This window comes from Polynucleobacter aenigmaticus (assembly GCF_002206635.1).
Classification (GTDB): domain Bacteria; phylum Pseudomonadota; class Gammaproteobacteria; order Burkholderiales; family Burkholderiaceae; genus Polynucleobacter; species Polynucleobacter aenigmaticus.
The window spans coordinates 60,096-81,711 of sequence record NZ_NGUO01000004.1; the positions used below are offsets into that span (position 1 = coordinate 60,096).

At 44.8% G+C, this 21,616-nt stretch carries 15 protein-coding genes; 2 read left to right on the forward strand and 13 right to left on the reverse strand.

What is annotated here, in order from left to right:
* Window positions 1-4: 4 nt before the first annotated feature.
* From narH to CBI30_RS02895, 6 genes are all read right to left on the reverse strand, one after another.
* Entirely contained in the window at window positions 5-1,528 is a 1,524-nt protein-coding gene (narH, locus tag CBI30_RS02875) for a nitrate reductase subunit beta (RefSeq protein ID WP_088526830.1), read from the reverse strand.
* A 15-nt stretch (window positions 1,529-1,543) separates the two neighbouring features.
* The gene (locus CBI30_RS02880; RefSeq protein WP_088526831.1) at window positions 1,544-5,317 is read right to left on the reverse strand and encodes a nitrate reductase subunit alpha; all 3,774 of its coding nucleotides are present in this window, start codon (window positions 5,315-5,317) and stop codon (window positions 1,544-1,546) included.
* 20 nt (window positions 5,318-5,337) lie between these two features.
* Window positions 5,338-6,720: a NarK family nitrate/nitrite MFS transporter gene (locus tag CBI30_RS11200; RefSeq protein ID WP_206075541.1), complete on the reverse strand. Its 1,383-nt coding sequence runs from the start codon at window positions 6,718-6,720 to the stop codon at window positions 5,338-5,340.
* A gap of 24 nt (window positions 6,721-6,744) precedes the next feature.
* The gene (locus CBI30_RS11205) at window positions 6,745-8,007 is read right to left on the reverse strand and encodes an MFS transporter (RefSeq protein WP_206075542.1); all 1,263 of its coding nucleotides are present in this window, start codon (window positions 8,005-8,007) and stop codon (window positions 6,745-6,747) included.
* A gap of 127 nt (window positions 8,008-8,134) precedes the next feature.
* Window positions 8,135-8,803 (reverse strand): response regulator, encoded by a 669-nt coding sequence (locus tag CBI30_RS02890; protein ID WP_420812037.1) that lies wholly within the window; start codon window positions 8,801-8,803, stop codon window positions 8,135-8,137.
* 23 nt (window positions 8,804-8,826) lie between these two features.
* Window positions 8,827-10,677, reverse strand: coding sequence for a type IV pili methyl-accepting chemotaxis transducer N-terminal domain-containing protein (locus CBI30_RS02895; protein WP_206075543.1), 1,851 nt, complete (start codon window positions 10,675-10,677; stop codon window positions 8,827-8,829).
* A 24-nt stretch (window positions 10,678-10,701) separates the two neighbouring features.
* Between CBI30_RS02895 and CBI30_RS02900 the strand changes: the two genes are divergently transcribed.
* Window positions 10,702-11,664 (forward strand): SLAC1 family transporter, encoded by a 963-nt coding sequence (locus CBI30_RS02900; RefSeq protein WP_088526833.1) that lies wholly within the window; start codon window positions 10,702-10,704, stop codon window positions 11,662-11,664.
* Between the two features lie 2 nt (window positions 11,665-11,666).
* On the opposite strand, the gene CBI30_RS02905 is transcribed toward CBI30_RS02900, so the two are convergent.
* From CBI30_RS02905 to CBI30_RS02920, 4 genes are read right to left on the reverse strand one after another with little or no spacing between them, the layout of a single operon-like run.
* Window positions 11,667-14,087, reverse strand: a complete 2,421-nt coding sequence (locus CBI30_RS02905; protein WP_088526834.1) for an adenosylcobalamin-dependent ribonucleoside-diphosphate reductase — start codon at window positions 14,085-14,087, stop codon at window positions 11,667-11,669.
* Window positions 14,068-15,300: an NAD(P)H-dependent flavin oxidoreductase gene (locus CBI30_RS02910; protein ID WP_420812038.1), complete on the reverse strand. Its 1,233-nt coding sequence runs from the start codon at window positions 15,298-15,300 to the stop codon at window positions 14,068-14,070. Before CBI30_RS02910 ends, CBI30_RS02905 begins: the two co-directional genes overlap by 20 nt.
* Before the next feature lie 36 nt (window positions 15,301-15,336).
* A complete protein-coding gene (locus CBI30_RS02915; RefSeq protein ID WP_088526835.1) occupies window positions 15,337-16,500 on the reverse strand; it encodes an NnrS family protein in 1,164 nt (387 codons plus the stop codon).
* A gap of 3 nt (window positions 16,501-16,503) precedes the next feature.
* Window positions 16,504-16,929 (reverse strand): PAS domain-containing protein, encoded by a 426-nt coding sequence (locus CBI30_RS02920; protein ID WP_206075545.1) that lies wholly within the window; start codon window positions 16,927-16,929, stop codon window positions 16,504-16,506.
* A 257-nt stretch (window positions 16,930-17,186) separates the two neighbouring features.
* Here CBI30_RS02920 and CBI30_RS02925 point away from each other — a divergent pair, with 257 nt between their 5' ends.
* On the forward strand, window positions 17,187-17,564 hold the full coding sequence (locus tag CBI30_RS02925; RefSeq protein ID WP_088526837.1) for a DUF4149 domain-containing protein: 378 nt from the start codon (window positions 17,187-17,189) through the stop codon (window positions 17,562-17,564).
* 252 nt (window positions 17,565-17,816) lie between these two features.
* Here CBI30_RS02925 and CBI30_RS02930 read toward each other — a convergent pair whose 3' ends face one another.
* The 3 genes from CBI30_RS02930 to CBI30_RS02940 all read right to left on the reverse strand — a co-directional run bounded on the left by CBI30_RS02930 (window position 17,817) and on the right by CBI30_RS02940 (window position 21,608).
* Window positions 17,817-20,084, reverse strand: coding sequence for an arginine/lysine/ornithine decarboxylase (locus CBI30_RS02930; RefSeq protein ID WP_088526838.1), 2,268 nt, complete (start codon window positions 20,082-20,084; stop codon window positions 17,817-17,819).
* A gap of 67 nt (window positions 20,085-20,151) precedes the next feature.
* Window positions 20,152-20,718, reverse strand: a complete 567-nt coding sequence (gene dcd / locus CBI30_RS02935; protein ID WP_088526839.1) for a dCTP deaminase — start codon at window positions 20,716-20,718, stop codon at window positions 20,152-20,154.
* A gap of 41 nt (window positions 20,719-20,759) precedes the next feature.
* Window positions 20,760-21,608, reverse strand: coding sequence for a formate dehydrogenase accessory sulfurtransferase FdhD (locus CBI30_RS02940; RefSeq protein WP_088526840.1), 849 nt, complete (start codon window positions 21,606-21,608; stop codon window positions 20,760-20,762).
* Window positions 21,609-21,616: the final 8 nt, after the last annotated feature.

Genomic DNA, 21,616 nt, shown 5'->3' on the forward strand with positions numbered 1-21,616 from the left:
CTCCTTAGATCGCTGGCTTAATTGGAATGGTCCGGCGTTTAGTGCCACCAAATAAACTCGCTTCTGAATCACCATCAGAACAGCCATTGCCAAAAGTAAATCCGCAGCTACCCTTCATATCAAATGTATTTTCTGCATACTCTTTATGGGATGTAGGAATCACAAAACGGTCTTCGTAATTAGCAATCGCCATAATCTGATACATATCTTCCACTTGGTCTTCAGAAATTCCCGCCTGCTCCAGAGCGGCCAAATTACGCGTACCATCCACATGCTTATCGCGTTGCCATGCTCGCATTGCTAACATTTTTTCCAATGCCGAAATCACTGGAGCCTCATCACCTGCCGTCAACATATTGGCCAAATACTGAACTGGAATACGCAACTGCTTCACATCGGGAATGTGTCCGTTGATACCTACAAAGCCAGCCTCAACTGCGCCAGTAATTGGAGAAAGTGGGGGAACATACCAAACCATCGGCAAAGTTCTGTATTCAGGGTGCAAGGGCAATGCAATTTTCCAGTCCATTGCCATCTTGTACACAGGACTCTTCTTAGCAGACTCTAACCACGACGCTGGAACACCATCAGCTAAGGCCTGTTTTTGAACCTCTGGATCATTGGGGTCTAAGAAGACTTTTAGCTGGGCTTCATAGAGGTCTTTTTCATTTTCAACACTGGCAGCGTGCTCAATTTGATCAGCATCATATAGCATCACGCCAAGGTAGCGAATACGGCCTACACACGTTTCAGAGCATACAGTTGGCTGACCCGCCTCAATACGGGGGTAGCAAAAAATACACTTCTCTGCTTTGCCACTTTTCCAGTTGTAGTAAATCTTTTTGTATGGACAAGCAGATACGCACATACGCCAGCCACGACATTTATCCTGATCAATCAGAACAATGCCATCTTCTTCGCGCTTATAAATCGAGCCAGATGGGCAAGATGCTACACATGAGGGGTTTAAGCAATGCTCGCAAAGACGCGGCATATACATCATGAAGGTATTTTCAAACTGACCGTATACATCCTTTTGCATTTGGTCGAAGTTCGTATCCTTGCTACGCTTAGAGAACTCACCACCCAGAATTTCTTCCCAGTTTGGACCCCACTCAATCTTCTCCATCCGCTTGCCTGTTATCAAGCTTCTTGGGCGAGCAGTAGGAGTTGCCTTTGACTCAGGAGCACTTTGCAGATGCTCATAATCAAAGGTAAATGGCTCATAGTAGTCATCGATCTCGGGCAAATTGGGATTGCCAAATAAGTTCATCCAAATTTTGGATCGACCGCCCTGCTTCGGCTCAATCTTGCCATTACTCTTACGAATCCAGCCACCCTTCCATTTTTCTTGATCTTCCCAATTTTTGGGATAGCCAATGCCAGGCTTTGTTTCTACATTATTAAACCAAGCGTATTCCATACCCGGACGATTTGTCCAAACCTGCTTGCAAGTAACAGAACAAGTGTGGCAACCAATACACTTATCCAGGTTTAAGACCATGCCTATTTGTGCGCGAATTTTCATCTTTATTCTTCTCCGTTACGCTTGAACTGTGTTGGCGTTTTCACTATCTAGCCAATCAATATTTCGCATCTTCCGAACAGTTACAAACTCATCACGGTTAGTTCCAATCGTGCCGTAATAGTTAAATCCATAACTTAACTGTGCATATCCGCCAATCATGTGGGTTGGCTTTAGGACAATCCGCGTTACTGAGTTATGAATACCGCCGCGCATACCCGTAATTTCAGATCCCGGGGTATTGATGATCTTCTCCTGTGCGTGATACATCATCACCATGCCAGGATTGACCCGCTGACTTACCACCGCTCGAGCAGCAATTGCGCCATTGGCATTAAATAACTCAACCCAATCGTTATCCACAATTCCCGCTTTAGTAGCATCATCTTCACTCAACCAAACTACTGGACCCCCTCGGTTTAATGTCAACATCATGAGGTTGTCACTATAGGTAGAGTGAATTCCCCATTTTTGATGCGGCGTAATGAAATTAAGCACAATCTCCGCGTTTCCATTGGGCTTGATGCCACGGATTTCATTAATGGTTTTCAGATCAACTGGCGGCCTGTAAGAAACAAAACCTTCCCCAAACGCACGCATCCACTTGTGGTCTTGATAAAACTGCTGCCGACCCGTCAAGGTTCTCCAAGGAATATATTCGTGCACGTTCGTATAACCAGCGTTATAGGAAACTTTTTCACTCTCCAGACCAGACCAGGTAGGTGAGCTAATGATTTTTCTAGGTTGCGCTTGAATGTCCCGGAAACGAATCTTTTCATCTTCACGATGCAAAGCCAAATGGGCATGCTCAAGACCGGTAATCTTGGATAAAGCATCCCACGCCTTAACTGCAACATGGCCATTGGTTTCTGGAGCAAGCATAAGCACGACCTCGGCAGCATCAATATCGGTAGATATTTTTGCCATACCCTTCATTTCACCATGCTCTACTCGGCCATTTAGTTGACGTAACTGCTCAACTTCATCCTTGGTATCCCAAGCAATTCCTTTGCCGCCATTACCTACCTTGTCCATCAATGGACCAAGCGCAGTAAAGCGGTTATAGGTATTTGGATAATCCCGCTCTACTACAGCAATTTGAGGGGCTGTTTTTCCAGGAATCAGATCGCACTCACCCTTCTTCCACTCCTGCACATCAAATGCTTGCGCCAATTCAGCGGGTGTATCGTGCATCAACGGCGTCATTACAATTTCTTTTTCAACTCCGAGATGGCCAACGCATACCTCTGAGAATTTCTTGGCAAACCCTTTGTAAATATCCCAATCACTGCGAGCTTCCCATGCAGGATCAACCGCTGTTGATAAAGGGTGAATAAATGGATGCATATCACTGGTATTCAAATCGTTCTTCTCATACCAAGTTGCCGTTGGTAGAACAATGTCAGAGTACAAGCAAGTAGTACTCATCCGAAAATCCAAGGTCACTAATAAATCTAATTTACCTTCTGGCGCCTTGTCATGCCATTCAACCTCAGATGGTCTCGCCTCATCCACGCCTAAGTCTTTACCTTGCACGCCATGGCTTGTGCCTAGTAAATGCTTCAAGAAGTACTCGTGACCTTTGCCCGAGGATCCCAATAAATTAGATCTCCATACAAACATATTGCGGGGCCAGTTACTTGGATGGTCGGGATCTTCGCAGCTCATTTTCAATGAGCCTGATTTCAAACCATCCACTACATATTGTTTTGGATCTTTTCCAGCGGCAATAGCCTCCTTCACCACCTCAATTGGATTGGTCTTGAGTTGTGGGGCTGATGGCAGCCAACCCATGCGCTCAGCACGAACGTTGTAATCAATCATGCTGCCTTGATAGTCTTCTTTATTAGCTAAAGGAGATAGAACCTCTTCCATTCCCAACTTTTCATAGCGCCATTGATCTGTATGCGCGTAAAAAAAGCTAGTTGAATTTTGTTGACGTGGTGGGCGGATCCAATCAAGCGCAAATGCCAATGGGGTCCAGCCAGTTTGTGGGCGCAGTTTTTCTTGCCCAACATAGTGAGCCCAACCACCACCACTCTGACCGATACAGCCACACAACATCAACATATTGATAATGCCGCGATAGTTCATGTCGCAGTGATACCAATGGTTCATAGCGGCGCCAATGATGATCATTGACTTGCCCTTGGTTTTTTCTGCATTCTCAGCAAACTGACGAGCTACTGCAATCACCTGCTCACGTTTCACACCCGTTATTGATTCTTGCCATGCCGGGGTGTAAGGGACATTGTCATCATAGGATTTAGCGCACTCACCACCAAGCCCACGATCAATACCATAGTTTCCAGCGAGCAAATCAAAGACCGTGGCAACAAATACTTCTTTCGTGCCCTCACCTTCGACCAATCTCATCTTTTTGGCCGAGATATTCTGCACCAATACATCATTTTGTTTATTGGCTTCAAAATAAGGAGTATCAATACCCCCAAAGTAAGGAAAGCCTACTGGAACGACTTCATGTAAAAGTTGATCGTCCATTAAAGACAGCTTTAGATTGACATCATTGCCATAGCGAGCTTCTTTGGATTCTAGATTCCACTTACCTTGATCTTTTCGACCTTCAGGCCCCCATCTGAAGCCAATCGAACCATTCGGAACTACAGGCTCACCAGCCGTATTAAATGCTACCGTCTTCCATTCCGCGCCATTAGTTTGACCAAGGCCACCCTCAAAATCACTAGAGCGTGCATATCTTCCGGGAACGAATACTGTTCTGCCGTCTTCAAGAACTTTTTCCTCAAGTAAAACTAAATTTGGCATGTCCGTATAACGACGGACATAGTCATCGAAATATTCAGTGCGCTTCGTAAAATAGAACTCTTTCAAGATCACATGGCCCATCGCCATTGCTATTGCAGCATCCGTACCCTGCTTTGGATGCATCCAAATATCTGCCAATTTAGAAACCTCGGCATAGTCAGGAGTGATAGCTACAGTCTTGGCACCCTTGTATCTCACTTCTGTGAAGAAGTGGGCATCTGGCGTACGTGTTTGAGGAACATTAGATCCCCAAGCAATGATGAAGGTTGAGTTATACCAATCTGCCGACTCAGGAACATCAGTTTGCTCACCCCAGACCTGTGGGCTTGCTGGTGGCAAATCGCAATACCAGTCATAAAAGCTCATGCACACGCCACCAATTAAGCTTAAATAACGCGAGCCAGCTGCATAACTGACCATCGACATAGCAGGAATTGGGGAGAACCCAATAATGCGATCAGGGCCGTGTTTTTTTATCGTATACACATTCGCCGCGGCAATGATTTCGTTAACTTCATCCCACGAAGTACGGACAAAGCCACCCTTACCGCGCAACTCTTGCCACTCTTTACGTTTGGCATTGTTTTCAACTAAATTGGCCCAGGCATCTACTGGTGAAGTAGCCACTGCTTTTGCTTCTCGCCACTGCTTTAGGAGGCGTCCACGGATCATGGGGTATTTCACCCGGTTTGCACTATACATATACCAGCTATAGCTAGCTCCACGCGCGCATCCGCGGGGCTCATGATTCGGCAAGTCAGGCCTAGTGCGCGGGTAATCAGTTTGCTGAGTTTCCCAAGTAACAATTCCACCCTTGACATAAATTTTCCATGAGCATGACCCAGTGCAATTGGTGCCGTGAGTAGACCTTACGATTTTGTCGTGTTGCCAACGAGTACGGTAAGCATCTTCCCATGTACGATCTTCTCCAACCGTAACCCCATGCCCGTTTGAAAATTCTTCTTTATCTGTAGATAAAAACTTGAGGCGATCTAAAAAGTGACTCATATCAATCCTTTAATATTTTCTTAGCAAGGCATAGGTGCATTTTTACGGCTGTAATACCACCAGGTAATAACGGCACAAGTAACGTAAAAAATAATGAATGCGTACAAAGCAGCCTCGGGACCACCAGTAGCGGCAATAGAAGATCCATAACTCTTTGGAATGAAGAAGCCGCCGTAAGCTCCCACTGCAGAGCTAAATCCAAGCACTGCCGCTGCCTCTTTATTGGCATCACGAATAGCCTGATCTTTATCTGCCTGCGCGCTTCCTGCGGCACGTTGGCGTTCCGTCAGGAAAATCACAGGAATCATGCGGAAGGTTGAACCATTACCAATACCAGAAGTTGCAAACAGAATCATGAAGGCGATTAAGAATCCAAAGAACTCACCGCCGTTGCCTTGTACTGGCAAAAAGTGCAACACTCCAAAGACGCCTACGCCCATCGCAATGAAGTTCCAGAAAGTCACCCGTGCTCCACCGAGCTTGTCAGCAAGCCAGCCACCAAATGGACGTGCTAATGCACCAACCAAAGGTCCAAGCCAGGCATAACTTAAGGCACTCACACCAGGAAATTGACTCTTTATCAGCAAAGGGAATCCAGCTGAATATCCAATAAATGATCCGAAAGTACCCAGGTATAGCCAGCACATTAACCAATTATGTTTACGCTTAAAAATAATGGCCTGATCAGAAAAGGAGGCCTTAGCTTCTGCCAGATCATTCATTCCAAACCATGCAGCGATAGCAGCGACCGCAATAAATGGCACCCAAATAAAGCCAGCATTTTGTAACCACATCGGAATAGGTTGACCTGCTTTCATCACAGTTTGTGACTCACCGCCAAGCGCACCAAATACGCCAGCAGTAATGACCAAAGGCACCACTAATTGAACAATGGAGACGCCCAAGTTACCTAGGCCAGCATTTAAACCCAATGCCGTACCTTTTTGTGCCTTGGGATAAAAGAAGCTGATATTGGCCATTGAGGAAGCAAAATTCCCGCCACCCAAACCACACAACAAAGCTAGGAGGATGAAAATTTCATATGGAGTTGCTGTGTTCTGCACTGCAAAACCAATGCCAATAGCCGGAATTAGCAAAGAGGCTGTAGAAATAGCAGTCCAGCGTCTACCGCCAAAAATAGGCACCGCAAAGGAATAGAAAATACGTAAGGTGGCACCACAAAGTGCAGGTAATGAGGCTAACCAGAAGAGTTGATTGGTCGAGAATTTAAATCCTACATTGGGTAAATTAACCACCACTACCGACCACACCATCCAGACCGCAAATGCCAGCGTCAGTGCGGGAATGGAAATGATGAGATTGCGTTTAGCAATCGACTTTCCAGTTGACTCCCAGAACTCTTTGTTCTCAGGCTCCCAACGATTAATTACTGTAGAGGACATGGTGTCTCCCTTTCCTTGCGATGATTAGATGGCTGAAGTGATGGATTTACTACCCATCACTTCAGATTTGCGAACTTCTGTGAGGTACATCCAGATCAGAGAAACCCAGACCACGCCATACATCAACATAAATGCGCTTGAACGAATTCCGGTGATATCTAAGATGATCCCGAACATGATGGGCAGAATGAAACCACCCAAACCACCTGCTAGGCCAACGATTCCAGAAATTGTGCCGATATTGTCTGGATAGTCATCGCCGATATATTTAAAGACGCTTGCCTTGCCGAATGCCCAAGCAATACCCAGGATGAACATCAAACCGGTAAATAAATAAATGTTCAGGCCAATATGAAATGTTTCTGGGCCATTAATTGTCAAAATAGTGAAGTCTGTTTGTGGATAAGAAAGTAAGAAGAGGCAGATCCAGCTCACCCACATTACCCACCAAGTTACCTGATGCGCACCGTACTTATCGGACAACCAACCACCAATAGCTCTTAATACGCCGCCCGGTAGAGAGAAGCATGCAGCTAATAGCGCTGCTGTCCGAATTTCTAAACCAAATTCACCGACATAGTACTGAACCATCCAAAGGCTGAGGCCTACATAACCACCAAACACAATGCTGTAGTACTGACAGTAGCGCAATACTTTTGGATCCTTCAGAGCCTTTAGTTGATCCCTAAAAGAGATATTGCTTGTCACTAAGTGGGAGGGCTCACTAGCACTAAAGATCCAAAACAAAATGGCTGCACCTAACATGACTGCGGCGTAAACCTGAGGAACCATCGCCCAGCCAAATGCAACCACCAACGCTGGAGCTATAAATTTGTTAACTGCAGCACCGGAGTTACCCGCACCGTAGACACCCATCGCAAAACCTTGTCGATTTTTTGGAAACCAACGGGCTACATAAGGTGTGCCGACAGAAAAGGAGCCACCAGCTAATCCCACGAAGAGTCCGATTACTAAGAAATGCCAATAAACGGTCGCATAACTCATCATCCAAATTGGAATAACGGTAGAAATCATCAATAAAAACATGACGATACGGCCACCAAATCGATCAGTCCAGATACCGAGCGGCACTCTGACAAGTGAGCCAGTCAAAATAGGGGTGGCAGTTAAGAGGCCAAATTGAGTAGCACTAAGGCCGAGCGTTTTTTTGATCGGAATTCCAATCACCCCGAACATCATCCACACCATGAAGCACACAGTGAAGGCGAAGGTGCTGACGATCAGAACCGAATATGCTTTAGAACTTGTTTTAATAACTGCACTCATGAATACCCCCTAATCTCATGAGTGATTATCAAAACTATAGGGGGATAAAAATATCCCCCAGAAGACTACTTTTAGAAAGCAATGGAACTACAAGTAGCAAATACTGATAGCTCTTTAGAACTACTACTTACAATCCAATGCCTTCGGCACTCGCAAATACAGCCACCTGAACGCGAGATGAGAGATTGAGTTTGCGCAAAATATGCTGTACATGAATTTTTACGGTGGTTTCAGCGATTCCGAGCTGACGAGCGATTTCTTTATTGCTAGCACCTGTAGCAATTAAGCGCACAGCATCTAACTCTCTTGGCGATAGGCTTGATGCTAAAGAGGTAGCCTTACTCTTTTCATCCTTTTTGGCATTTGACTTAAATGCACTGACTAACTTATGTGTCATTTCTTTACTAATCACAGACTCACCATCAAAGGCTTTGCGAATTCCGAACAAAAGATCGTCTTTCTCGCTTGTTTTTAATAGATATCCTTGAGCACCATTTTGTAAAGCCCTTATTAAATCTTCCTCATCTTCACTCACGGTGAGCATGATGACCGTTGAATCTGGAGACGCATGAAAAATATCTGGTAACGACTGTATGCCACTGGCGCCTGGCAAGTGGTTATCCAGCAAAATCACATCTGGTTTTAGCGTTGCACATAAACGCAATGCCTCGATGGCATCGCCAGCCTCACCCACTACTTCAAAATCACTTGCCTGAGAAAGAAGGGCAATCAAACCGCGCCTAAATAAGGTGTGATCATCAACAACTAAAATCTGAATTTTTTTCAACGTGTCCAACCTTCAATAATGAGATAGATATCTTAAGTAGGTAAAGCCAAAGAAATAGAAGTACCGCCAAGTGAGTGAGATGTAATATCCAATTGAGCGCCAATCTTGTTGGCACGTTCACGCATGATACTCATACCTACGTGCGTACTATCGACCGGATCTGATGCAACAGAGAATCCCATTCCGTCATCAATCACTTTGAAAACCCACTGGGGAGACTCCTGAACCTCAACCTTCACGATAGTTGCACGAGAATGTTTTCTAACATTAGATAAGGCCTCCTGCAAAATATGCATTATTTGTATTTGAATATCTGGTCTAAGCGGCAATCCCTGGCCTGAAATAAATAGTTCAGTTTTAATACCAGACTGATGTTCAAATTTTTGCAACGTTGTTTTGATGGCTGGCTCTATATTCTCGGAGTTCGTTCGAGTCCTAAAATGTAGCAACAATTCACGGACATCACTATAGCTCTCACGCAAACCCTCATCCAATTCACCAAGAATAGTTTTTGCCTTATTGGTAGCGGGCTCTATGATTTCATCCCGCAACATGCCTACCTGTATTTTTAGAAACGCCAACGACTGTGCAATCGAGTCATGTAACTCTCTTGCTAAAAGGCTGCGCTCCTCCGAGATTGCCGCCTCTTTTTCTAGCGCCTTAATTCTTAAAGCCTCCATAGCCCCGGCCAGATGATGAGCGAGTGTTTCCATTAAGGCTTTTTGCTCAGTATCAATTACATATTCGTGAGCATAAAATACATCAATCTCCCCTAGTAAACTTTTCTGGAAGAGAATAGGAATGGTCACCAATGTCTTATAGCCCGCCTTCACGCAATGCCTTTCGCCCTCTTCTATAGGATTAAAAGTCACAATCTGGATCTCTGAATTTCCAGTTGATTGTCCACAGTAGCAATTGCCCGAAATCAGGCATTGCTCTTCGTCGATGATGGAAGCAGGTAAATCTGCCCCTGATAATAAAAAATATCTTCGGTTAGCCTCATCCGTCCACCTAATAGCGATAGCAGAAGCCTTACATAGAATCAATATTCGCTCTGAAAAACCTTTTGCTAATTTTTCCAAATTACCTTCTGTTGAAACGAAGGAACTCAAATCATATAGAGCTTGGAGACGATTTTGACGCTCTTGTAAATGTAAAGTTTTTTCTTTTACTTTCGCCTCTAGCCCGCTGTAGAGATCATTTAAGTTTTCAGTCATGGCGTTAAATCCTATCGCCAAATCCCCAAATTCATCTTTTGCGTCAATTTGGACTCGAGTGTTTAACATGCCCGACTTCACACTTTCAAAACCGAGGCGTAATTTTTCTACAGGATCCAAAATAACGGAATACCCAACATACATAATTACTAAGGTAGCAATAAGTGAAATCGCCAACATTGCAAACTGAAACAAATGTAGCATGCCAGTCCAATAATCCACCTCAAGCTCAATTGATCCAACAAATTGATCTATCTGCCCTACAAAGAGATTGATATTGCTGATTGATAGGACGCTAGCTTTACCCCTTGAAATTCCTTGCTTAACATCTTCCCATTGATTTTGTATATTTAAGAAATATTGTCTATTAAGATTATTCCAAGGAACAAAAAGGGGTCTTGATGGATCCCCGATTTTTAATATGCTGATGCTGTTGTCAAACTGTGTCAGCAACTTTGATGTTGCTATGTTGTCTTTTGTTCCCGCCAATAATGCTAGCTGATATGTTTGCATCCGCATGCGACCAGCCTCATTAATTGCGGCAGCACCACCCTCCAACTTCCAAGTTACCCACAAAGTAAAGCTAATTGAAATCATGGCCATCACCAATAAGGCGGTGCCGATAATCATCAGTTTATTTTTTAGAGTAAATTCAGTATTGTTCATTTCCAACATCAATATAAAAAAATAATGCCAAGAAACCTAGAGCCGAACTGGCTACGCCGCTTACATCCAGGCCTTTTTGGTATGTCCTTGGGGTTATTAAGCCTATCATTCGCCTGGAATAAGTATTCCAAGGTATCTGAGGGCCTCACTCAGACAATGGAATTCTTTTTCCTTGGCCTCGGTTTGGTCATTCTATGCCTACTGGCAGTACTCTGGAGCATTAAAGCCTTTTTGCATCCAGACGCCATAAAAGAGAAATTCTTAAATCCTGTTTTAGGCCCCATGATGGCCTATCTTCCTATTAGCACCCTTCTGGCGATTGCTTTAATTATTCCTACCCATCCTGAGTACGCAGTATTTGGATACACAATGACGTTAATTGCACTCTCTATGCTCGTTGTCATAGCATGGCGCGTCGTCCACCTTCTATCCACGAGCAATATGCCCACAGATCAAGTAACCCCCGCCCTCTATCTGCCAATTGTTCCTGGTGGCTTGGTTGGTGGCGCAGCCTTAAATGCTATCGGATTTTCTGGCTTTGGATGCTTGGTCTGGGGTATGGGTTTGGGTGGTTGGGCGTTATTAGAAATGCGCATCCTACATCGCCTATTTGCTGGTCCACTACCTCCACAATACCGCCCAACCATTGGTATTGAAATGGGGCCTGCTGCCGTCAGCACAATTACAGCTATAAGCATCTGGCCTAACCTGCCAGTCGACGTCATCTTAGTAGGTCTGGGTATTGCTTCCGGCCCCATTTTTGCAGTACTTACCCGCTGGAGATCCTGGACAGCCATGCCGTTTTCATTTGGCTTTTGGTCATTTGCATTCCCAGCAGCAGCAACTGCCTCATGCGTGATTGAGGCGGTGATCAGGGGCGGATGGCCCCATCAAGCCGCTACCATTGCAATCACTTTTGCCACGGCAATTGTCTTATTTTTACTGACTCGTACAAGCATCTTGCTGATTAAACGCCAGCTGTATTAGCATTAGCCGCAAGTACCGATAAATCCGCAGCTAGTGCAGTATTCGCAGCCGTCCCTTTTAATCAAAGCATGCGCCCCACAATCTGGGCATTTTTTACCTGCAATTAGTCCATTACTACTCACTTTTTGGCTATCGACCTCCCCGATAGTAAATTCATCGGAAGCTTTAAATTCATCTATCCCTCTTTTAGCCAAAATATTCTCAATGGCAAATGCCACCGCCGCTACCTCTGAGTCATGCCACATCGGGGCCAGTGCACCATCTTGCTTTTTCTTGGTTCCCAAGCGAACAGGTCCCCTGTCCCAGGCAACTTTTTTCATATCACTAAGGGCTCTAGCTAAAAAACCACCTCGAGCTGCTAAAGACAACATACGCATGCTAGAGGTAATCCACTGCTGAGACTCCCCACTCTGTCCAACTGGCATGAAGAACTCAATCGCCCGCTCAACGCTGGCTTTTTTGCCATCCGCTATACCCTCAACAGTTAAGAAAGAAATGATGAGGTAAAGCGTTTTCTGCCCATCCTGGGTCCAATAGCTTATTTTTTCAGCTACGGCCGGTAACTCACCATTGGGCCTGCGATCTACTACTTTTTTGGAAGGATTGCTTCTCCAATCTTCAGTATCAAGATCGGAAACTGAACTAGCATCCGAGGGAGATGGCGTGACAGTAAGCACTGAGCCCAAAATACTATTTGGACGATATGTTGCCAAACCCTTTAACTTAGACTTCCAGGCCGTTAAATACAAATCTTTAAATTTGTCATATACATAATCAGCAGGCACGTTTACTGTCTTTGATATTGCCGTATCAATGAACGGCTGTACTGCCTCCATCATTAAGATATGGTCTTCTGCAGACATCTCTAATGCGGTTACAAAATACTCCGGTAGTTCATTTACATCCCCACCTAAATCACGATACATTCTCCATGCATGATCTTCAACGGCATACTCCTTAGTAGATCCATCTGCCTCCCTCTTTTTCCTGGTGTAAACCCAAGAAAATGGTGGCTCAATCCCATTGGAAGCATTATCAGCAAATGCCAGGCTGACAGTACCAGTGGGGGCAATAGATAAGAGGTGGCTATTTCTCAATCCATGCTTGCGAATTTTATCCTTTAGGTCCTCACTAAGCCGACTAGCAAAGTTTCCGCCAGAAAGGTAATGCTCAATATCTAATTTGGGAAATGCGCCCTTCTCTTGGGCTAGCTCAACTGAAGCCTCATAAGATATATCACGCAGTTGTTCAGAAATTTCAGCTGCTTTTAAACGCCCAGCAGTGCTGTTATAGGGAAGCTTTAGCATAATCAAGGCATCACCTAAGCCAGTAAAGCCTACGCCAATACGGCGCTTAGACTGCGCCTCAAGTCCCTGCTCTTTAAGCGGCCAATAAGTGACATCCAGAACGTTATCTAACATTCTGACTTGGGTCTTGACTACTTTGGTAAATTTTTCAAAATCAAAATAAGGCTCACCCCCAAATCCAAATGGGTTGACTACGAATTTAGGAAGAATGATCGGACCTAGGTCACAGCAACCATAGGGTGGTAATGGTTGTTCACCACAAGGATTTGTAGCATCAATACTCTCGCAGTAATACAAATTATTATCGCGATTAATGTTATCCAAAAACAAAATGCCGGGCTCCGCAAAATCATAGGCTGATTGCATCACCGCATCCCAGATTTCTCTAGCTTTTAATATTTTGTAAATCCAAAGTCCATCCGCCCTTTGAGTTGCCCCACTAGCAATTAATAATTCACCTGGTTTAGCTTTATGAATGAGCTCAATATCACCATCTCTTTCGACGGCTTTCATAAAGGTATCTGACACTCCAACAGAAACGTTAAAGTTATTCCATCTGCCAGGGGTACGTTTTGCGGTAATAAATTCCAGTACGTCCGGATGGTCAATGCGCAAGACACCCATTTGGGCGCCTCGTCTAGCTCCTGCACTTTCGACAGTAGAGCAGGATTGATCAAATACATTGATATAACTACATGGACCCGATGCGATTGAGGCAGTTCCTTTTACTTCTGCGCCCTTAGGTCGTATGCGCGAGAAATCGTATCCGACTCCACCGCCTCGGCGCATGGTTTCAGCAGCCTGCTTTAGTGCCTCATAAATTCCTGGATATCCATCTTCATCCAAATCCTGAATGCAGTCTCCTACGGGTTGCACGAAGCAATTAATTAACGTTGCCTTTATAGCCGTACCTGCTGAACTCATAATGCGACCAGCGCCAATTGCTCCCGCTTCAAAGTTATCTAAGAATCGTTGCTCAATCTCACTTCGAATCGACGCATCCTCAACCGAAGCGAGGCTCTTAGCGACTCGAGCATAAATAGTTTGCGCGTCCACTTCCCCACTCTTGAGGTACTTCTCAGATAAAACATCTAAACTAATTGGCTGCATAAGCATGATTCGATAGCTCCACATCTGATAATAAGCGGGTGATTAAATCCATCACAGGACGTATCTCATTGCCAAAAGGCAGCAATCCAGCGCCCCTAAAAAATAAACCTTTTTGTACATTTCCTGTTAAGGCGCTTCCCAATACCTTGTCGATGCAGAATTGTCCCCAAGCCTCATTACCATCGCGCAAACCACAGTCATGGAGGCAATCAAAAATCATAGTACAACGCGGCTTCTTGCGAGCGGTGCCCTGTAAAATACTTTCAACTTTTAAATATTTACCAAGCCACGGTGTTTTGACTGCTCTTGCTGGTAGGCCTGCAACACTCAAAAACTCAACCAAGTCTTCTTTTGTTGCATTAGCTAAGACTTGTTTAAATGCATCGTCAGCATCACTTTCACATGTCACCGCAAATGCAGTGCCAAGCTGCACACCAGATGCGCCAAGCCCCTGCAACCTTTTTATATCTTGCAAACTAGAGATGCCGCCAGCTGCTATCAATGGAATTTTTCCTTCAATACCTAGAGTCTTAAAAATCTCCAGAACCTCGGGAATCACATTTTCAAAATTAAATTTCGGGTTATGGATATCTGCCACACTAGCAGCCCCTACATGGCCACCTGCTAATCGGGGATTTTCAATCACAATAGCATCTGGTAGTCGCCCTTTTTTCATCCACTTTTTTACAAGTAACTGCACGCCCCTCGATTCAGACAGGATTGGAATTAACATCGCATTTGGATAATCTGCCGCTAAATCCGGTAAATCCAATGGCAATCCTGCGCCCACAACAATGGCATCAGCACCATTTTCTAATGAGCAGCGCACATACGCCGCATATTCGTTGACGGCTTTCATCACATTGACCGCAATCAACCCAAATCCTTTTGATTCCCCTTTTGCAAGAATAATCTCTCTTTTAAGTGCCTCTAAATTAGCAAGGTTAATTGCATCCTTACTATCGGAACACGGTAGCAGATGTTGGGTTTCTTTCATCAGGTCAGGATGATGTCGCCTTAGATCGATTGATGAGATTGTGCCAACACCACCAGTTACCGCCACTGCCCCCGCAAGACGATGCGCCGAGACACCCACACCCATGCCGCCTTGCACAATAGGAAGCACCGATTTCCCTTTAATAACTAGCGGGGAAGCGCCACTTTTTGCTAGTAATGCTTCAGAGATTGGGGGAATGAAGTTTGTCATTGGCTTATCCATATAAGAGAGTGCGCCATAAATTGAAAATAGATCAATCTATCCTGCTTGCTCATCAAATCGAGCTCTAGTTAACCAGGGGAGATATTTAAAGATGTAAAGAATGAAAGTGAGGCACCAGCACACGCCAGCCAAACCAATCGTTGCATGAAACCAGACGCCCGTTGTTACATGGGCAATCATCCAAATGATGGCCGTTAATTGAACCAATACATAACAAGTTTTTTCAATGTATCCCGCGTTTATTTTCCGGCCAGTATGACCCATTGCCGTTCTGGTAATCATGCCAATGATGAGGCCGCCAGTAGCGCCAATGCCAAATGCATGCAATGCGATATACACAGATAGGATGCCTAATGATGACAATCCTAGAAAAATAAACCCTAAAGACATCCATCCATAGGCAGCATGCAACACCCATACCATCGGCTTAGACACCGTTGCCAAAGGCCTCCAGCCCCATTGCAAAATTAGTTGCAGACAGCCAGCAAGAAAGCAAATAATCGAGGTGAGGTAGTTACTGGATGAAAATATATAAAGCAGAAAGGCGCTTGCACTACAAATCAATGTGATATTTGCAAGATTTTTACTTTTAAATTGATGCAAACCGGCAATAGCATTGGCTGTAAAACTGGGGATCACCCGACCACCGATCATGATCTCTATCATCACAATTAAAAATAATGAGGCCATTAAAACTGTATTGGCATCTATGTTCATTCGCCCGTAAGCTGATAAGTAGAATAATCCATTGAGCAGTCCAAGCAAACTCAGTATCAGTGGTAAAAATAGATTTCTGGTCATTTTCCTTTGCACAATGAGCTTGCCTATGACTACCGCAATGGTTGGCAAGAAGAGTACGTCAACAATCGCCAAATTAGGGCTCACTAGGGGCCCAAGTCGACCGGCAATCCAAAGTACAGCCAGCAGCATCAATGAGAAACCTTTGGGTGTATCTAAACCCGTCCAAGATTGAACCGCTGTGAGTGCGAACCCAACAATAACAGTTGCAGCAAAACCAAAAATCATTTCGTGGGCATGCCATTGAATGCCTGGAATAGACCCTATATTCCTCACTCCAGATCCACTAAGCTCCAGCAACCATTCCATAATTGCGATTACAGACCAAAACGCCGCTAGTAAGTAAAAGGGTCTAAAACCTAAGTCAAATAAAGGAAGGTAGCGCTTTGAAATTACCTGCATTACCTAAACCTTTGCCTCAAGCTCGGAAATCCGTTTTTTCAAACTACGGTCCAACTGGAAGCGCTCAGTGTCATCCCTCACCACGGCTGCAATAGCGACTACAACGCCATCTTCATTCGTCAACATAGCCACAGTAAAGGCAATAGATAAAGCCTTACCCTCTTTATGAATGGCTGGAACCGTTAATAAGGTACTGCCGTAGCGAGTAGTCCCGCTTTGCATTGATTTTCTGTAGCCATCCCAATGACGCTCCCTAAACCGCTCTGGGGTAATAATGTCTAAACTCTTACCCACAGCTTCGCCAGCAGAATATCCAAATATTCTTTCTGCGGCCTGATTCCAAAAAACAATATTGCCATTGGCATCAGAAATAACCACCCCATCACCCATCACTTTGGCTAACTGCTCAAAATCAATCTGCATATTCAAATACAACTCCCGTAATTTAGGCCATAAGATATTGGCCTTATCGATTTAAGTTGTATGGAATTTTCTTCGCATCCCCTTCTGATTGAAATAGCTCTATAGAACTATGGACATGCTCTGGATCTATTAAATATCATCAAAGGGGAGGATCTTTTGTTTTAAATCAAATGCTAGGTCGAAAAATTGAATTTAAATGGGGTCGGGTATGGTGTCTTGATGATTGAGGCTCCTTTTCAACCTAACATCAATAGGAGGTACCGATGAGCGGCTTAACGATCGCTAGAGCCATTCACATTCTGAGTATTGTTATTTGGATTGGAGGGGTGAGCTTTGTGACAGTCATTATTCTTCCAGCCATTAAATCGCAACTTAGTTTTGCACAACAAGAATCTATTTTTCAATTAATCGAAAATAGATTTGCAAAACTCGCAAAGTGGATGGTTGTCATTGCTGGCGTTAGCGGCTTTTATATGGTTTACCAATTGGATGGCTGGGATCGATTCTTAGATATTCAGTTCTTTTGGTTACACGCCATGGTATTGGTATGGAGTATTTTTATGCTGGCGCTCTTTGTAGTTGAACCCATCCTGGTCAAAAAAAAACGTCAAAAATCGTCACGATCCAAAGCAAGCTCTTAAAATTATCTTGCGACTGCATATTATTTTATTAACTTTTAGCCTGCTGACGGTCTTTTTGGCGGTACTTGGGGCTCATGGTTCGCTTTACTAAAAAATTGGCTATGTGAGTCTGCTGATTGCACGTATTAAGACAAGATCATGGGCAAGCCCTTGTTTAATCAGGGCATCGTATAGCTATATGGAGATTGAGTCTGCAATAAAAAATACCCTGCAAAAGCAGGGTATTAGTATGGGTGGATCGTTCGACCTTACTTACAGAGTGATATCAGGTTCTTGCCGAACGCAATCAACATAGTACTCGCTACGTCCATCAATATCGCCCTTAACCAATCCATGAATATCTGTCTCAAAACCAGGGAATTGCGCATTGAAGTCACGCGCAAAGTAGAGATAGTCAATGATGCGTTTATTGAAACGCTCACCAGGGATTAGCAATGGAATACCTGGGGGGTATGGCGTTACCAACATCGCTGTAATACGATCTTCTAATTGATCTAAGGGTACGCGATCTACTTCCTTATGGGCCATCTTGGCCCAAGCCTCTGAAGGCATCATGGCGGGAACCATATCGGAGGTGTACATCTCTGTAGTCATGACGGCCACATTACGACTCTTATAGAACTCATGAATCTGCTGGCAAATATCTTTGAGGCCAACACGCTCATATCGAGGATGTTTGGCGACAAACTCTGGTAACACTTTCCAGAGGGGGGCATTCTTATCAATGTGATCCTTGAACTGCTGCAACTCAGTTACCAAGGTATTCCAACGACCTTTGGTAATGCCGATAGTGAACATGATGAAGAAGGAGTACAAGCCACACTTCTCTACGATCACACCATGCTCTGCTAAGTACTTAGTCACAATACTCGCTGGAATGCCCATTGAACCGAAGTTACCTTCGATATCCAAACCAGGCGTCACCACTGTTGCCTTAATTGGATCAAGCATGTTGAAGTCTTTTGCCACCTTTCCAAAGTCATGCCAGCTAGCACTTGGCTCCAAAATCCAATCAGAGCGCTCACCAATACCTTCTTCGGTTAAGTGATCTGGGCCCCAAACCTTGAACCACCAGTCAGCGCCAAACTTATCATCCACTTCGCGCATCGCACGACGGAAGTCCATTGCTTCAGCAATCGACTCCTCCACCAGCGTAGTACCGCCAGGAGACTCCATCATGGCTGCCGAGACGTCGCAAGATGCAATGATGGCGTACTGTGGGCTAGTAGAGGTGTGCATCAAGTAAGCCTCATTAAAGCAATCACGATCTAACTTGGTATCTTCTGCATCCTGCACCAATACCTGCGAAGCTTGTGAAAGACCAGCCAACAACTTGTGAGTAGATTGGGTGGCGAACATTAAACTCTTTTTAGTGCGCTTACGATCAGAACCAATCGCGTGCATATCTTTATAAAAGGGATGGAAAGCAGCATGAGGCAACCAAGCTTCATCGAAATGCAATGAGTCCACCCTGCCATCGAGCATCTCTTTGATCATCTCGACGTTGTAGATAATGCCGTCGTAGGTACTTTGCGTTAGCGTCATGACGCGTGGCACTACATTTTTATTCTTAATAAATGGATTGGCATCAATTTTCTTCTTAATATTCGCCCACTCAAATTCTTCTTTAGGAATCGGGCCAATAATGCCAAGATGATTGCGGGTTGGCATCAAGAAAATAGGAATCGCACCCATCATCGTGATTGAATGAATCACCGACTTGTGGCAATTGCGATCCACCAGCACCACGTCACCAGGAGCAACAGTAGAGTGCCAAACAATTTTGTTTGAAGTAGATGTGCCATTTGTTACAAAAAACAAATGATCGGCATTAAAGATACGCGCAGCATTGCGCTCACTTTGCAATACAGGACCAGTGTGATCTAACAACTGCCCCAACTCTTCAACGGCATTGCATACGTCAGCGCGCAACATATTCTCACCAAAGAATTGATGGAACATGCGGCCTACTGGGCTCTTTAAAAAAGCAACACCACCTGAATGTCCCGGACAATGCCAAGAGTAAGAACCTTCGGAAGCGTAATTAGTTAAAGCGCGGAAGAATGGAGGTGCTAATGAGTCAAGATAAACCCTCGCTTCGCGAATAATATGGCGCGCTACAAACTCTGGCGTATCTTCATTCATATGAATAAAGCCATGCAACTCGCGAAGAATATCGTTAGGCATATGACGGGATGTACGTGTCTCGCCATACAAGAAGATCGGAATATCTTCATTGCGCTTACGCACCTCAGTAATGAATGCGCGTAAGTTATTTAAGGCAGGCAAATCATGGTCTTCAGAATCAGAAACAAACTCTTCGTCATCAATCGAAACAATAAAAGTAGAGGCCCGGGACGCTTGCTGCGCAAAGGATGTGAGATCACCATAGCTAGTCAAACCGATGACTTCCATCCCTTCGGTTTCAATGGCTTCAGCTAAGTCGCGAATACCCGAACCTGAAATATTTTCAGAGCGGAAGTCCTCATCAATAATGATGATTGGGAAACGAAATTTCATGAGTACCCTTTAGGTTTTCCAGGAAAGCAAATAGACAAGCCGAATATAAGCTACTTAAATGAAAGAATTAAGTCTTAGGAAGGGTAACGCCAACCTGACCTTGATACTTTCCGCCGCGATCTTTGTACGATGTGCCACACACTTCGTCGCTCTCAAAAAACAGAACTTGTGCACATCCCTCGCCAGCATAAATCTTGGCAGGCAACGGAGTGGTATTAGAAAACTCTAGAGTCACATAACCTTCCCACTCAGGCTCGAATGGAGTGACATTCACAATAATTCCGCAACGCGCATAAGTACTCTTACCTACGCAGACTGTTAATACGCTGCGTGGAATCTTGAAATACTCAACAGTTCTTGCCAATGCAAAAGAGTTCGGCGGAATAATGCAGACCGGACCCTTAAAATCGACAAACGATTGCTCATCAAAATTCTTCGGATCAACGATTGTGCTGTTGATATTAGTGAAGATCTTGAATTCATCCGCGCAACGAATGTCGTAGCCATAGCTCGAAGTGCCATAACTCACAATTTTGTTGCCGGCAGCATCCTGGCGAACTTGGCCAGGTTCAAATGGGCTGATCATGCCTTGCTCGCCCATGCGGCGGATCCAGTGGTCAGATTTAATAGTCATGGCCGAATTGTAAAACCATCGCCTGACCTACGCCCACCAATTTACGCAGAGGCGGGTGGAACGCTAAAAATGATCCTCTCTGGGGCATTGAATATCTCGAAATGCTTCCCAGAACAACGAGATAGGAGAGTGAGGTTAGTTTTACGGGCTAAGTCTAGACCCATCAAGGTCATGCCAGAGCGGGTCATTAAGAAAGGAATGCCCATCTGAGCGCCTTTGATGACCATCTCGGAGGTCAGGCGCCCGGTAGTAAAGAAAATCAGATCTTTGCCTGGCTTATCAGCTAGCCACATCAGACCTGAAATAGAATCCACGGCGTTATGACGCCCTACATCCTCAATAAAATGGAGTAATTGGACTTTGTCATTGCCATCACGCTCAAACACTGCGCAGGCATGAACGGAGCCGGATTTCTTATAAATCGTGTCATGCATCCGGATACTGTCAATCAGCGCCACGATTGCCTCTTGACTTAACTGGGGACCATCTGGAAGTCGAATTTCGGACATTTCCTCAATCAAGCCACCAAACATCGTGCCCTGGCCGCAACCAGTAGTCACAACCCGCTTACTAGTGAGTGCATCGATGTCCACGGTGCTGCGATGAGTCTTCACCGCCGCCGAATCAGTCTCCCAGTCCACCTGAATGCTGGCAATATCGTCCGGCGACTCTACCAATCGCTGATTACGCAAGTAACCCAGCACTAGGGCCTCCGGGGCGCTGCCCAGCGTCATCAAGGTAACAACCTCGCGCTTATCCAGATAGATGGTTAAGGGACGCTCCCCAGGGATATAGGTAGTCTTAATGCGCCCAGCCTCATCCATGATCTGCACCTCATGCACCAAGGGCACAGAGGCCTTAGACATCTGAATATTGTGGGGTGAAGCCATAAAACATC